This window comes from Dermatophilaceae bacterium Sec6.4 (assembly GCA_039636865.1).
Taxonomy (GTDB): Bacteria; Actinomycetota; Actinomycetes; order Actinomycetales; family Dermatophilaceae; genus Allobranchiibius.
Genome location: CP144172.1, coordinates 1,867,585 through 1,880,235, shown reverse-complemented (window position 1 = coordinate 1,880,235; position 12,651 = coordinate 1,867,585). Strand labels below are relative to the sequence as shown.

Annotated in this window: 13 protein-coding genes; 4 read left to right on the top strand and 9 right to left on the bottom strand. The window is 66.9% G+C overall.

All coding sequences use genetic code 11. From position 1 onward, the window contains the following. Positions 1-4: 4 nt before the first annotated feature. The 3 genes from V3G39_09075 to ligD are packed head-to-tail and all read right to left on the bottom strand — an operon-like array spanning position 5 to position 2,699. Positions 5-580 carry a nucleotidyltransferase family protein gene (locus V3G39_09075; GenBank protein XAS74830.1) on the bottom strand — a complete coding sequence of 192 codons (576 nt, stop codon included), beginning with the start codon at positions 578-580 and terminating at the stop codon, positions 5-7. A gap of 13 nt (positions 581-593) precedes the next feature. After that, entirely contained in the window at positions 594-1,667 is a 1,074-nt protein-coding gene (locus V3G39_09070) for an ATP-dependent DNA ligase (protein XAS74829.1), read from the bottom strand. Positions 1,668-1,670: 3 nt separating this feature from the next. Beyond that, positions 1,671-2,699, bottom strand: coding sequence for a non-homologous end-joining DNA ligase (gene ligD, locus V3G39_09065; protein XAS74828.1), 1,029 nt, complete (start codon positions 2,697-2,699; stop codon positions 1,671-1,673). 122 nt (positions 2,700-2,821) lie between these two features. On the opposite strand from ligD, the gene msrB reads away from it, so the two are divergent. Next, on the top strand, positions 2,822-3,262 hold the full coding sequence (gene msrB / locus V3G39_09060; protein ID XAS74827.1) for a peptide-methionine (R)-S-oxide reductase MsrB: 441 nt from the start codon (positions 2,822-2,824) through the stop codon (positions 3,260-3,262). 120 nt (positions 3,263-3,382) lie between these two features. On the opposite strand, the gene hemQ is transcribed toward msrB, so the two are convergent. Genes hemQ through V3G39_09045 form a run of 3 tightly spaced genes read right to left on the bottom strand, consistent with a single transcriptional unit; the run spans position 3,383 to position 7,021 of the window. After that, positions 3,383-4,135: a hydrogen peroxide-dependent heme synthase gene (hemQ, locus tag V3G39_09055; protein ID XAS74826.1), complete on the bottom strand. Its 753-nt coding sequence runs from the start codon at positions 4,133-4,135 to the stop codon at positions 3,383-3,385. 31 nt (positions 4,136-4,166) lie between these two features. Beyond that, positions 4,167-5,570: a protoporphyrinogen oxidase gene (gene hemG, locus V3G39_09050; GenBank protein ID XAS74825.1), complete on the bottom strand. Its 1,404-nt coding sequence runs from the start codon at positions 5,568-5,570 to the stop codon at positions 4,167-4,169. Further along, entirely contained in the window at positions 5,567-7,021 is a 1,455-nt protein-coding gene (locus V3G39_09045) for a PLP-dependent aminotransferase family protein (GenBank protein ID XAS74824.1), read from the bottom strand. Before V3G39_09045 ends, hemG begins: the two co-directional genes overlap by 4 nt. Positions 7,022-7,082: 61 nt before the next feature. Between V3G39_09045 and V3G39_09040 the strand changes: the two genes are divergently transcribed. Further along, positions 7,083-7,775, top strand: coding sequence for a hypothetical protein (locus V3G39_09040; GenBank protein ID XAS74823.1), 693 nt, complete (start codon positions 7,083-7,085; stop codon positions 7,773-7,775). Here V3G39_09040 and hemE read toward each other — a convergent pair. The 3 genes from hemE to V3G39_09025 all read right to left on the bottom strand — a co-directional run bounded on the left by hemE (position 7,732) and on the right by V3G39_09025 (position 10,590). Beyond that, on the bottom strand, positions 7,732-8,802 hold the full coding sequence (hemE, locus tag V3G39_09035; protein ID XAS74822.1) for a uroporphyrinogen decarboxylase: 1,071 nt from the start codon (positions 8,800-8,802) through the stop codon (positions 7,732-7,734). The two genes, V3G39_09040 and hemE, sit on opposite strands and share 44 nt — an antisense overlap. A 145-nt stretch (positions 8,803-8,947) precedes the next feature. Continuing rightward, a complete protein-coding gene (locus V3G39_09030) occupies positions 8,948-9,790 on the bottom strand; it encodes a DMT family transporter (protein XAS74821.1) in 843 nt (280 codons plus the stop codon). Beyond that, a complete protein-coding gene (locus V3G39_09025) occupies positions 9,790-10,590 on the bottom strand; it encodes an isocitrate lyase/phosphoenolpyruvate mutase family protein (GenBank protein XAS74820.1) in 801 nt (266 codons plus the stop codon). The genes V3G39_09030 and V3G39_09025 overlap by 1 nt, the downstream gene beginning before the upstream one ends. A gap of 92 nt (positions 10,591-10,682) precedes the next feature. Between V3G39_09025 and V3G39_09020 the strand changes: the two genes are divergently transcribed. After that, a complete protein-coding gene (locus V3G39_09020) occupies positions 10,683-11,276 on the top strand; it encodes a DUF3000 domain-containing protein (GenBank protein XAS74819.1) in 594 nt (197 codons plus the stop codon). After that, positions 11,273-12,613: an HRDC domain-containing protein gene (locus V3G39_09015; GenBank protein XAS74818.1), complete on the top strand. Its 1,341-nt coding sequence runs from the start codon at positions 11,273-11,275 to the stop codon at positions 12,611-12,613. Before V3G39_09020 ends, V3G39_09015 begins: the two co-directional genes overlap by 4 nt. Positions 12,614-12,651: the final 38 nt, after the last annotated feature.

Genomic DNA, 12,651 nt, shown 5'->3' with positions numbered 1-12,651 from the left:
CACCCTATGCATGCGCGGTTGGTCCGGGGTTGGATGGCCGGTCCACGTCCTGACCACTCGCGAGATCACCGCACTCGACCCATGTGACGTCGTGCACTGCGAGATAGGCGCGGGCTCCTTCATCACCCGTGCACGTTGTCAGCACGCCAGCCCAGTGGTCCCTCCCGAGCAGTACCGGGTGCCCGGGATGTCCGAGATAGGTCGCCCGGGCGAGTGTTTCGGTGCGCCCCGGGTGTGCGCGTACCCGGCGTACCACGTCCGCGCCGACGTCGGGCAGGTCCACCAGACTGACCACGGCGCGGGTCGCCTCGCCATCCACCAGGTGCCGCAGGCCGGCAGCGAGCGAGCAACCCATCCCGTCCGCCCAGTCGGTCGCTACCACCACCGTGACGTCGTACGGCCCGAGCAACCGGACGGCCTCCTCGGCGCCCGCTCCCAGCACGACGGTGACGGTCGCGCAGCTGGCCAGCGCGTCCACGGCCCTGGCCAACCAACCGCCACGCTCGTCGCTGACCAGCGCTTTCGGGCGCCCCATCCTTCGCCCGGCCCCTGCAGCCAGCAGCAGACCCGCGTCCGTCACGGAGGTGGGACTGTCATTGCGCAGCCTTCGTCAGACCGGGAACGATGTCCTCCAGGCTGAAGGTGAGCGGCTCCTCCAGCTGCTCGTAGGTGCAGGACTCCGGGGTCCGATCGGTGCGCCAGCGGTTGAACTGCGCGGTATGCCGGAACCGGTCACCCTCCATGTGGTCGTACCGGACCTCGACGACCAGCTCCGGCCGAAGCGGCACGAACGAGAGGTCCTTGCCCCCGTTCCACCGCGACCCCTCGCTCTTGCGTGGCGTGCGCTCACCGGCCTCGTGGGCCGCCCAGTTCCAGGGGTGCTTCTCGAAATCGGCGATCAGCGGCTGCAGTTCGGCGAACAACTCCCGCCGCCTGGCCATGGGGAATGCGCCGATCACGCCGACCGAAACGAGCGTCTCGCCGCGATACAGACCCAGCATCAGCGATCCGATCAGGTCCGGACCCGACTTGTGCACCCGGTAACCCGCCACCACACAATCTGCGGTCCGGGCATGCTTGATCTTGAACATCGTGCGTTTGTCAGGTTGATAGGTGCCGTCCAACGGTTTGGCCATCACCCCGTCCAGGCCCGCACCCTCGAACTCGGTAAACCACTGCTGCGCCACCTGCCGGTCGGTCGTCGCCGGGGTCACGTGGATGCAGTCCCCAGTCTCCGCGAGTGCCTGGACCAACAGCGCGCGCCGCTCGCTGAACGGCCGCCCTGTCAGATCCTCGTCGGACAGCGCCAGCAGGTCGAACGCGACAAACGACGCAGGTGTCTTCTCGCTCAACATATTCACTCGCGATGCGGCCGGGTGGATGCGCTGTTGCAACGCCTCGAAGTCCAGTCCCTGATCGGTTGCGACGACGATCTCGCCGTCGACCACACACCGTTGCGGCAGTTCTCTCAAGACAGCAGCAACCACTTCGGGGAAGTACCGGGTCAGCGGCTTCTCGTTGCGACTACCGAGCTCCACCTGATCGCCATCACGGAAGACCAGCGACCTGAAGCCATCCCATTTCGGCTCGTAGGAAGCGCCCTCGGGGATGTTCGGCACCGATTTGGCCAGCATGGGCTTGACGGGCGGGTTCACGGGAAGCTGCATGACTCAACCCTCCATCTTCTTGCGTGACGGTTGCACGCGCGGTGGCTCACCGGGCATCTTGGGGTACTCCGGAGGGAAGGGCATCTCCCCCAGACCGCGCTCAGCGACGTCGGCCTCCCACATCTCGATGGCCCTGCCCATATCGCCGACAGCACCGGGCGAAGCCCAGGCGTCACCACGATCCTGCAAGAACCCCGGAACGGTACTGATGGTGAAGTCGGAGGTGACGATATCGCCCAGGTCCGCCCACCGCACCGGCATCGACACCGGCGCTCCCGGCAGCGGACGCGGGCTGTACGCGGCAGCGATCGTCCGATCGCGGCAGGCCTGGTTGAAGTCCACGAAGATCTTCTCCCCGCGTTCTTCCTTCCACCACGCCGTGGTGACCAGATCCGGCAGCCGCCGCTCCAGCTCGCGGGCGATCGCTATGACGCCGTGCCGCACGTCGAGGAATTCGTATGTCGGTTCGATGCTCGCGTACACATGCAGCCCGCGACTTCCCGAGGTCTTGACCCTTGGGTCGAACCCGCAGCTGCGCAACACTTCCCGTAGTTCTGTGGCTGCCACGATAACGTCGCAGAAAGACCGCTCCGGCTGCGGGTCCAGATCGATCCGCAACTCATCGGGGTGGTCATTGTCTTCAGCGCGCACCGGCCACGGGTGGAACGTGACCGTGTTCATCTGAGCCGCCCACACGGCGGTAGCGATCTCGTCGAGCACCAGTTGCGGGTGAGAGCGACCAGAGGGGTAGGTGCAGGTCACCGACCGCGCGTACTCCGGCACTCCGCGCGGCGGATTCTTGGAGTAGAAACGCTCGCCCTGTACCCCGTCAGGAAACCGTTCGAGCGCAACCGGGCGACCCCCGTTCGCCGCGATGAACGGTTCGGCCACTGAAATCAGGTACTTCGCCAGATCCAGTTTGGTGATGCCACAATCGGGCCACATGACCCGATCCGGGCTGGAGATGCGCACGGTGCGCGTGTCTCCGCCCGGATTCTGCACCTCGAGCATGACCGGCTTGGTGGCACCCATGCGAGCACCCTAGCCAGCAACGCCGAGCATGGCGGCTGGTGTCATATCTGTGTCCTTGCACCGGAAACAACCTGGGGACCCGCTGCGTTGAGATAGATAGTCGATCCTTGAGAGGAACCACCATGTTCGGACGCACCACCGACACCACCAGCGAGAAGTCGTACCCGGTCACCAAGAGTGACGAGCAGTGGCGCGAGCAGTTGTCACCCGAGGAGTTCAAGGTGCTGCGCAAGTCCGGCACCGAACGCCCGTTCGTCGGCGAATACACCGACACCGAGACCACCGGCGTCTACAACTGCCGGGCCTGCAACGTCGAGTTGTTCCGCAGCACCGGCAAGTTCCACAGCCACTGCGGCTGGCCATCGTTCTACGAGCCGTCCCAGGGCGACAACGTCGAGCTGATCAAGGACCGCACGATGGGCATGACTCGGATCGAGGTGCGCTGCGCGAACTGCGGCTCCCACCTCGGGCACGTCTTCGAGGGCGAGGGGTACGACACCCCGACCGACCAGAGGTACTGCATCAACTCGGTCAGCATCACCCTCGAGCCCACCGAAAGCTGACCAGCTGCCTTCACGTTTGGGTCGCCGGCGACCTGAACGAAGCACTTCACGCAGAGATCGACCCCCGTTCACGTCGCTGATGACGCATACGGGGGTCGATCTCTATACAGGGGTTGTCCGTCAGCGCAGTTGTTCCACGAAGCGGGCGATGCTGACCTGCGGCCCGGTGTAGAACGGGATCTCCTCGCGTACGTGCAGACGTGCGTCCACAGCGCGCAGATCGCGCATCAGATCCACAATGCGGTGCAGCTCGTCAGCCTCGAACGCCAGGAGCCACTCGTAGTCGCCCAACGCGAAGGCTGCGACGGTGTTGGCGCGCACGTCCTTGTAGTCGCGCGCGGCCATGCCGTGGTCCTTCAACATGGTGCGTCGTTCATCTTCCGGGAGCAGATACCAGTCGTAGGAGCGCACGAACGGGTAGACGCACATGTATTTCAGCGCTGTATCCCCCGCGAGGAACGCGGGAACGTGGCCCTTGTTGAACTCGGCGGGTCGGTGGATCCCGGCGTTGGACCACACGGGGTCCAGATGGCGACCGAGCGGCGTCTGCAGGAACGCGTGGTACGCCGCTTGCAGATCGTCGATCGACTCTGCGTGCCACCAGATCATCAGGTCGGCGTCGGCTCGTAGCCCCGCTACGTCATAGATGCCACGCACGACGACCACACCCTGCTGCTCCAGATTCGTGAAGAACCCCTCCGTCTGCACGACGAGCTCCGCACGGTCCGCCGGGAGCTCCCGGATGACTCGGAACACCGAGTACATCGTGTAACGAATGGAGGAGTTGATCGCCGCGACATGCTCTGCGCTGGGTTCGGTGCCGTGATCAGTGCCGTGGCCGGTGCTTTCTACCGTGTTCTCGTGATGGGTCATACCTCCATCGTCCCAACGTCGCGGTCCACGGTCACAACCGGGTGACGAGCCCCTCGGCGGCATGCCGTGCGGAGGCAATACATGCCGGAATGCCGACCCCGTCGTACGCAGCGCCGGCCAGTGCGAGGGTCGGGTAGCCGCTGACCCCACATCGGATCGCGGCAACCCGATCAACGTGACCGACCGCGTACTGCGGCAAACCCCCGCCCCACCGACGTACGACGGCGTCGACGGGCGCCGGAATCTGCCCGACTGCGCGTCGTAGGTCGGCGAGCGCGATCGCGATCAACTCGTCATCGCGGCGCTGCAGCACGCGCGTCTCACCATGTCGCCCCAGCGATACCCGCACGAACCGCAGATCCGGCACTGCCTCGGCGAGCCACGGCCATTTGCTGCTGCTGAACGTCGATGCCTTGATCTGGGCGCCGTCGACCGGGGGCACGAGGAACCCCGTGGAGACGTCGAAGAGCGCCGCACCCGATGCAGGAAATGCAAACGACACGATCGCCATCGAGGCGTATTCGATGCGACGTAACGTCTCGGCCGCGACGGGGTCGAGTTCGGTGAGCAACCGCGCGGTCGGCGCGGCCGGCGTTGCGAGCAGCACTGCGTCCGCGTTCAGCCAGGCCGATCCCGCGCCGTCGCCGGTGCCTGCACCCGTATCCGGTCCGCCCAGCCGCAGCCGCCACCCGGAGCCGACGGGCTGCAACTGCGCGACGACTGCGGACGTCCGGACGGTGACCCCTGCGTGGCGCACCGCCTCGGCAACGCGCCCGGGAAGGGTGCCCAGTCCTCCCTCGATCGCCGCGAAAACCGGCTGATCTGCCCGAGTTGCGCCCACCTGCGCTGCTCGAGCAGCCGTTTCGGTGAGCAGACGTCCGGTGCTCGCGGCCTCCCACAGCGCCGGCACACAGGCCCGTGCGGAGAGCTCCCGTGCGTGGCCGGCGTACACACCACCGAGCAGGGGCTCGACCAGTCGATCGACCACAGCGGCACCGTATGCCTGCTCGACGAGTTCACCGACCGCAATGTCGTTGCCGCTCAGGGTCACCGGTCGCTCTGCGGACGCCCGGGCGACTTCCGCACTGTCCAACAAACCGTGCAGTGCCGAGGGGTCGGACGGCACCCCCATCAAGGTGCCGGACGGCATCGGCACCAGTTCGCCCCGGCTCCAGATACTCGCCGTCAGTCGCTGGGGGTGGACGACAGGCGCGTCGATCTGTGCGAGCAGTTCCAATGCCTCCGGCCGCCGGGCCAGCACGGATTCAGCACCCGCATCGATGGTGTGACCAGCGACCTGGATCGAGTCCAGCTTGCCGCCGAGCCGGTCGGTGCTTTCCAGAAGCGTTACATCGTGTTCCGGGTGTTGTGTCGCCAGATGCCAGGCGGCACTCAACCCGGTGATGCCCCCACCGACGATTGCTATCGAGCTCATCCGTCCAGCCTTGCAGTCCTGCTCCCTTCCTCCGCAAGCACCTGCTCCCAAGCGTGTGCAAATACCGGAATCACGCTGCGTAACGTCGAGGAGGGAAGGGTGAACGGCGTACGGATGAAATGGGCCAGACCCTGCCCGCGAACGGCCTGGACCCCGCCTGGGTCCAGTAGCACCCCTCGTTCACGCATCAACTGCGCAAATCGTGATGCGCGCGGTAGCGGCATTCGCCACCAGAGGCACAGTCCGCCGCTGGGTACGCGGACCTCCCACTGTGGCAGCACTTCTCGCAGCTCCAGCAGGGTCGCGCAACTTTCCTGACAAGCGGTGCGCTGGGCTGGATGCATCGTCGCGCTGACCCGCATCAGCTCCGCGGTGATCAGCTGTTCGAGCACCGGCGCACCGAGGTCGAGGGACAGGCGAGCCGAAGCGATCGCACCCACGAGGGCGCGAGGTGCGCGCACCCATCCGATCCGCAACCCGCCCCAGTACGTCTTGCTCGCGCTACCGATGCTGATGCATTCGCCCGCGTGAGCCGCCATCGCGAGCGGGTCGGACGCCTCGTCCAGGCGCGTCTCGACCAGAGTCTCGTCGACGATGCCCACGACACCGAGCCGTCTCCAGCGGTCGGCCAGCTCGGCCCGCTGTGCATCGTCCAGCGAGATACCTGTCGGGTTGTGGAAGTCCGGCATCGCCAACATCGCGGTCACACCGCCGACAAGTGCTCGATCCCGCACCTCCCCATGGTGCAGATCTGGCTCCGTCGGACCGATAGGCACTGGCACCAGCCGGGCGCCGGCCCGCTCCAGGGCAGCCAACGAGTGCGCGTAGGTCGGCGTTTCGATCACGACGCGATCCCCGCGTGACACCAGCGCGCGGGTAACCACACTGAGTCCCGCCACCGCTCCGCAGGTCACCACGATCTGGGTGGGGTCGGTCAGCGCTCCGCGCTCGGTGTACCGGCGGGCAATCGACTCACGTAGTGCGGGCACCCCGAGCGGGTAATAGCCCGCGCCGCCCAGGTAGGCCGCCAGTCGGTCACTTGCAGCAGCGACCGCCTCCCGCAGACCCGGTGGGGCCGGCGGCGCGGCACGCCGCAAATCGATAACGTCCGGTCCTGCGTCGTCGAGACCCACGTTGTTGCCATCCCACCCCGGTACCGGTTCCCCGCCGCCGGCGACGGGTCCACCCGGCAGCTGGGCGATTGTCCCCGAGCCGCGCCGCGCTGCCGCGTAACCGCGCTCGGCCAGGACGGCGTACGCCCTGGTCACTGTGGTGCGACTCACCCCCAGCGCGCTGAGGAGCTCGCGCTCGCTGGGCAGCCTGGTGCCGTGCAGCAGGCGTCCGTCGGCGATCAACGTGTGGATCCCGTCCGCCAGCCACAGGTAGGCCGAGTGCGCTGGATCCGGAGGTCCGAGCATGGTTGCGAGACGGTGACCGGTGATGTGTTGCATCAGTCCACCTCTTCATCATTGGCCCTTTTTATTGAGGCCACTTTTCTGGCACGCTAGCAGCATGACAAACGCATCTCCCCGACTGCTCGCTGTGCTGAGTCCGAAGCAGCAGCTGCATGCCGGGCGGATGCCACGACGGCTGGTCCAACTCTTCGCCGGTCTCACGATGTACGGCCTCGCGATGGGAATGTTCGTGCGCTCGGGGCTCGGCCTGGACCCCTGGGACGTCTTCCATTACGGAATCGCGCAACACCTCGGCCTGGACCTCGGCACCGTGATCATCGCGGTCAGCGTGCTGGTGTTGCTGCTGTGGATCCCACTGCGTCAGTGGCCCGGCCTCGGCACTGTCGCGAACGCCATCTGGATCGGGATCGCCACCAATCTGACGCTCGCCGTCATCCCGACGATCCACGGACTGCCCCTGCAGATTGCTGTGTTCACGACGGGCCTGGTCATCAACGGCATCGGCGGTGCGCTCTACCTCGGTGCCCAACTCGGGCCGGGCCCGCGCGACGGCCTGATGACCGGCTTACATCACCGCACGGGCATCAGCCTGCGCGTCGTACGCACTGCGCTTGAGCTCACCGTGCTGGTGACCGGCTGGCTGATGGGCGGGATCGTGGGCGTCGGCACCGTCGCCTACGCGGTCGCGATCGGACCGCTGGTGCAGGCGTTCCTGCCGCGATGCATCGTGACCCTCGACCTGTCCGTCAGCGAGCCGACTGACTGCGCACCCGCTGCACAACCCGCGTAATCACGTCGGGGTCGGTGGCGGGCAACACGCCGTGCCCCAGATTGAAGATGTGTCCGGGCGCTGACCGCCCCGCCTCGACAATGGCGTCGACGGCGCGCTCCAACGGCTCCCACGGCGCGAAAAGCAGTGCTGGATCCAGGTTTCCCTGCAGCGGGTAGCGACCGCCGAGTCGCTCGTTGGCCTCATCCAGCGGGAGGCGGAAGTCGACACCGACCACGTCGGCGCCTGCTTCACCCATCACGCCGAGCAACTCGCTCGTGCCGACACCGAAGTGGATGCGGGGCACGTCGAGGTCTGCGACTCCCCCGAGCACCGACGCCGAGTGCGGCTGCACGAACCGCACGTAGTCGGCTCGCGACAGCGCGCCGACCCAGGAGTCGAACACCTGGATCGCGCTCGCGCCGGCCTCGATCTGCACCCGAAGGTAGGTCGTCGCGATGGCCGCGAGCTTGGAGCACAGCAGGTTCCAGGTATCCGGGTCGCCGTACATCAGCGCCTTGGTGTGCTCGTGGTTCTTCGACGGCCCGCCCTCGACGAGATAGCTGGCGAGAGTGAACGGCGCACCCGCGAAACCGATCAGCGGAATACCGCCCAGCTCGTCCACCGTCTGCTGCACCGCCTGGGTGATATCTGGCACCTGCTCGGGATGTAGCTCCGGCAGCGCCTCAACCGCAGCGCGGTCCCGGATCGGTGACGCGACGACCGGTCCTACTCCCGGCACGATGTCCAGATCGATTCCGGCCGCAGCCAAGGGCACCACGATGTCGCTGAAGAAGATCGCCGCGTCAACCCCGTGTCGACGTACCGGCTGCAAGGTGATCTCGGTGACCATGTCGGGGTTGCGGCACGCATCCAGCATCGCGGTGCCCTCACGCAGGGCTCGGTACTCCGGCAGGGAGCGCCCGGCCTGACGCATGAACCACACCGGCGTCCGCTCGACGGGCAGTCCCCGCGCGGCCCGGATCAGCAGCGGTAGGTCGGCATTCGAGCCAGGTGCAGGGGCGGCGGCGGCATCCACAGAAGTCACGATCCGATCTTTCCATGGCCGACCGGACAGCCACCCGGCCGCTACCTCGTTGTGGTCGCCAGCGACGTGAACGACTGTTACCAGGAGCGATTCCAGACGTTGTGAGGTCGCCGGCGACGCAAACGTGGCAGAGGCGCAGGGACCCTCAGGTGACGGCCAGGGCCACCCCTGCGACCGCGCAGGCGACTCCAACGAGCTGGATCGGCCGCAGCCGTTCGTGCAGGAACCCACGCGCCAAGAGCAGCGTCATTACCGGGTACAACGATCCGAGCACACTCACCACCGCGATGGCCCCACTGTTCGAGGCGACGGCGAAGAGGGCGTTCGCAGTCAGATCCCCCGTCCCGACCAGCATCGTGATCGGGATCAACCGACGGGTCAGCGCGGGGCCGGGGATGCCGCCCGGCCACAGCAGCCAGGCCATTCCCAAGGCGCTTACGCTCGCTGTCCGCATTGCCCACAGCCCGCCCACTACGCTCGAATCACTTGCCAGATGCACCAGGTACAGCGTTGTCCCGAAGCTGAATGCTGCCACGACGGCGAGCACGATCGGCAGTCTGCCCACCGCACCTGACAACTCCGGGCCGGAGGCGAGCGCTGCTCCGGCGAGCGCGAGCGTCAGGCCTGCTCCGGTGAGCAGACCGATCCGTTCGCCACTGATGACTCCCAGCAGTACCGGGACGATCGCCCCGAGTGCGGCGATCGGCGAAACCACGCCCATAGTGCCCAGTGACAGCGCTGCGTAGAAGGAACACAACCCCAGGCATCCGGCCAGTCCGGCGATCGGGCCGTAGATGAGCCAACCTCCTGCGGTCGGGGTATGGCCGGTAGCAATCGCCACCAGCATCGCGCCGCACATGAGCAGCAGGCCTCCTACCTGAGACCAGAAAACCACCCGCACCGCGTACGCCCGCTTGGCGAGCAGTCCACCGCCGAAATCCGACGTGCCCCACATCGCGCTCGACGCGAGCGCCAGGAACACCCCCATCAGCGACCGAACACCTGTCGCTGCTGAGGAGTGAGACTTCGTTCGGCGTACGTCATCGTTCCTTCTTCGGCGAACTCCGTTGCAGCGCGGGCTAGCTCGCCATACGCAGCCCAGGCGAACGCTCCGCCCACAGACACACGTCGAACACCCCAGTCGCGCAAGGTCGATACGTCCGGACCACCGGGTAGCTGCAGCACATTGACGGGTGCACCGATCTCTACGACGGCACGGACCTGCTCCTGCGTGGTCACACCGGGCGCATAGAGCACGTCCGCGCCGGCGTTCCGGTAAGAAGTGAGACGAGCAACCGTGTCACTGAGGTCGTTGACGCCATACAGAAAGTTCTCGCTCCGCGCGGTCAACGACATCCCATAGGCGTGAGCCACACCCACTGCCACGTGCACTCGATCCGTGGCCGGTCCGACGCCGAGCACTCGACCGGCGGATTGGTCATAGTCCTCCCACGAGACAGCCGCGGCGCCGGCTTCGGCGAGCAATTCCACGGTGCGCTCGATTCCGCCCGCTGCGTCGACGAACAGGTCCTCGGCGTCGACCTGCACAGGTACGTCGACAGCGGCGCAGACGGCGCGTACATGCTCGACGAGAGCTTCACGGCTCATCTGCTGATCGTTCCTACCCCGCGTTGCCGCGAACCCTGAGCTGCTCGTCGCCAGGGCAGGAAAGCCCATCGAAGCGAGCAGCACCGCCGAACCCTCGTCGTAGGGGTTGGGGATCAGAAAGGTGCCGCTCTCGTGCAGCTGCACGTATCGACGACGACGGTCCTGCACTGTGGTGGGCATCTGCGCATGGTCTCAGGCACGACGGCACACAGGCGCGGGTGTCCGGCGCGTCGCGCACTATTCGAGCGCATGTGCGATTTACGCTCATTGATGTGGGCACCAGAAACCTAGGCGGCGACGCAGCGACCGAGTTCCAGCGCGCCACCAGCGACATGGCGGCAGCGCGAATGCGCCCCGAGGTCCGGCTGACGGAGGTGCCGGCTCCGACTCGGATCGCACCGTACTCCGTGGCGCTGACCGCTGACGTGGCACGGGTGACCGATGACGACGACGAGCTGGCGAGCGGCCGATTCGTGGTGTTGCATGACCCGTCGGAGCCGGAGGCCTGGGGCGGGGCATGGCGCATCGTGACCTTCGCACGCGCCGAACTGGAGCCGGAAATGGCGAACGACCCGATGCTCGGTGACGTGGGCTGGAGTTGGCTGACCGACAGTTTGCATTCGTGCGGCGCCCGGGCCGTGGCAGAGGCCGGCACGGTGACGCGCGTGGTGTCGCAGGGTTACGGCGGGCTGGCCGAGAACGGCACCACCGTGGAGATGGAAGTGCGGGCGTCCTGGACTCCGGCGATCTCTGTCGGCATCAATCTCCGCACCCACCTGGAGGCGTGGGGCACGATGCTGTGCACCATCGCCGGCCTACCCCCGCTTCCCGACGGCGTGATCGCGCTGCCGGGACAGCGTCGATGACAGCGCCGACCACGGGCGCCGAGGACATTGCCGCTGCGTCCGGTGCTGAGGCAACGGGAGAATCCGACGCGGCACCAGCGCCGTCCTACCCGTTGCTCGATGCGCCTGCCGAGGGCGTGCCCGATGTCATCGTGGACGAACGGGCATTGACCGCAGCAGCTCAGCTGATTGCCGCTGGCCACGGACCGGTGGCCCTCGACGCCGAACGGGCGTCGGGGTTTCGTTACGGCAACCGCGCCTACCTCGTCCAGCTACGCCGCGAAGGTTCCGGGTCATTTCTGATCGACCCGATCGCCTGCCCCGACCTGTCCCCCATCAACGACGCGATCGGGGATGCCGAATGGGTGCTGCATGCGGCCACCCAGGACGTGGCATGCCTGGCCGAAGTGGGCCTGCGCCCTGCGGCGTTGTTCGATACCGAGTTGGGCGGTCGGATCGCCGGCCTGCCACGGGTGGGCCTCGCCGCAGTTATCGAGCACTACCTCGGCGTGACGCTCGCCAAGGAGCATTCCGCAGCCGACTGGTCCACCCGCCCGCTTCCCGAGCCGTGGCTGAGATACGCCGCGCTCGACGTCGAAGTGCTGGTGCAGGTGCGTGACCTGATGTACGCCGACCTCGAAGCCAGCGGCAAACTGGACTGGGCACTGCAGGACTTCAAGGCGCTGTTGTCTTTCACCGGCCCCCCGCAGCGCGCCGAGCCGTGGCGGCGCACCTCTGGAATGCACACAATTCGGGACCGTCGCGCGTTGGCCAGGGTCCGTGAGGTGTGGCAGACCCGGGACCAGCTTGCGAGCGATCGCGATATCGCACCCGGGCGCCTGCTGCCCGACGCGTTGATCGTGGCCATGGCCGGCACGCCGCCCAGATCGGCGGGCGAGCTTTCGGCTCTCACCGCCGCTCCGAAGAACGGCGCGCCAGCACGACGCCCGCGCAAGCCCCATCACGGCCTGATGCGTTACCAACGGGACTGGCTCGCAGCACTCACGCGGGCCGGTGCCCTGTCCGAGCGCGAGTTGCCCGTCGTCACCGTCAAGGGCGACGGACCGCCGCCGTTGCGGGCCTGGGCCGACCGCGAACCGATCGCTGCTGCCCGACTGTCACAAGTACGCGCCGAGCTCTCGCAGTTCGGCGAGCAGCACGGTGTGCCGCTGGAAAATCTGGTGACCCCCGACAGCCTCCGACGGCTGTTGTGGCATGCCCCGACCGCATGGGACGAGGCCGCCATGCGCGCGGAACTCACCTCCTACGGAGCGCGCCGCTGGCAGGTCGATGTCGTGGTGCCGTTGGTCCTGCAGGCAGTCGAGGATCACCCGACCGACCCCGTTACTGACGAGTAACAAGCCGGGCTAGAGTGGCCGACGTTCCCCCATCGCCT

What these genes read in the sequence shown, in the direction of transcription:
- V3G39_09040 (XAS74823.1), top strand. Translation starts at nt 7,083, where the DNA reads ATGACAAACGCATCTCCCCGACTGCTCGCTGTGCTGAGTCCGAAGCAG.
- hemG (XAS74825.1), bottom strand. Translation starts at nt 5,570, where the DNA reads ATGAGCTCGATAGCAATCGTCGGTGGGGGCATCACCGGGTTGAGTGCC.
- msrB (XAS74827.1), top strand. Translation starts at nt 2,822, where the DNA reads ATGTTCGGACGCACCACCGACACCACCAGCGAGAAGTCGTACCCGGTC.
- V3G39_09030 (XAS74821.1), bottom strand. Translation starts at nt 9,790, where the DNA reads ATGGGGGTGTTCCTGGCGCTCGCGTCGAGCGCGATGTGGGGCACGTCG.
- V3G39_09070 (XAS74829.1), bottom strand. Translation starts at nt 1,667, where the DNA reads ATGCAGCTTCCCGTGAACCCGCCCGTCAAGCCCATGCTGGCCAAATCG.
- hemQ (XAS74826.1), bottom strand. Translation starts at nt 4,135, where the DNA reads ATGACCCATCACGAGAACACGGTAGAAAGCACCGGCCACGGCACTGAT.
- V3G39_09045 (XAS74824.1), bottom strand. Translation starts at nt 7,021, where the DNA reads ATGCAACACATCACCGGTCACCGTCTCGCAACCATGCTCGGACCTCCG.
- ligD (XAS74828.1), bottom strand. Translation starts at nt 2,699, where the DNA reads ATGGGTGCCACCAAGCCGGTCATGCTCGAGGTGCAGAATCCGGGCGGA.
- V3G39_09015 (XAS74818.1), top strand. Translation starts at nt 11,273, where the DNA reads ATGACAGCGCCGACCACGGGCGCCGAGGACATTGCCGCTGCGTCCGGT.
- V3G39_09025 (XAS74820.1), bottom strand. Translation starts at nt 10,590, where the DNA reads ATGCCCACCACAGTGCAGGACCGTCGTCGTCGATACGTGCAGCTGCAC.